Below are 735 nucleotides of genomic sequence, written 5' to 3'. Positions count from 1 at the left end.
ACGCCGAGCCGGGCGGCGAGCAGCGGACCGATGGTGGTCTTGCCCGTGCCGGCGACGCCCATCACCACGACGACGTGGGGGGTGCGCATCACTGCCTCGCTGTCTTCCTCGACATGCGACGCCGACATCCGGCGTCGCCACACTGAAACCCATTAGGTACGACGAATTCAAGAGTCTGTGACATATAAGTCTGACTTTTTGGATCCGTGATCCAGCCCGTACGCTGAGTGCATGAGCACACCGGGCCGGGGGCTGCACGGCCATGTACTGGACACCCTCGGCCCCGCCATCACCGCGGGCGAGTACCCGCCGGGCAGTGTGCTGCGCACCGACGAGCTCGCGCAGCGCTTCGACGTGTCACGCTCCGTGATGCGTGAGGCGGTCCGGGTCCTGGAGTCCATGCATCTGGTGGCCTCCCGCCGCCGCGTCGGCGTGACCGTGCTCCCCCAGTCGGAGTGGAACGTCTACGACCCGCAGGTGATCCGCTGGCGCCTGGCCGGCGCCGACCGCCNNGGCGGTCGAACCGGTCGCAGCGGGGCTGGCCGCCAGGCACGCCACGTCGGAGCAGTGCTCCGCGCTCACCGAGTGCGCCCTCGGCATGGTGGCCAACTCACGCGGCCACCGGCTGGAGGCGTACCTGTACCACGACGTGGCCTTCCACCGCGTGATCCTCAACGCCTCCGGCAACGAGATGTTCGCCCGCCTCGGCGACGTCGTCGCCGAGGTCCTGGCCGG

General features: G+C 69.3%; 2 pseudogenes. One reads left to right on the top strand and one right to left on the bottom strand.

From position 1 onward, the window contains the following. A pseudogene (locus BZY54_RS54580) lies at window positions 1-89 on the bottom strand (gluconokinase); the annotation flags it as partial. A gap of 142 nt (window positions 90-231) precedes the next feature. Here BZY54_RS54580 and BZY54_RS48820 point away from each other — a divergent pair. Further along, window positions 232-735: pseudogene (locus tag BZY54_RS48820) on the top strand (FadR/GntR family transcriptional regulator); the annotation flags it as partial.

Origin of the sequence: Streptomyces carpinensis, assembly GCF_002154505.1 — a bacterium.
Lineage (GTDB): Bacteria > Actinomycetota > Actinomycetes > Streptomycetales > Streptomycetaceae > Streptomyces > Streptomyces carpinensis.
This window is presented reverse-complemented; position numbering and strand designations above follow the sequence as displayed.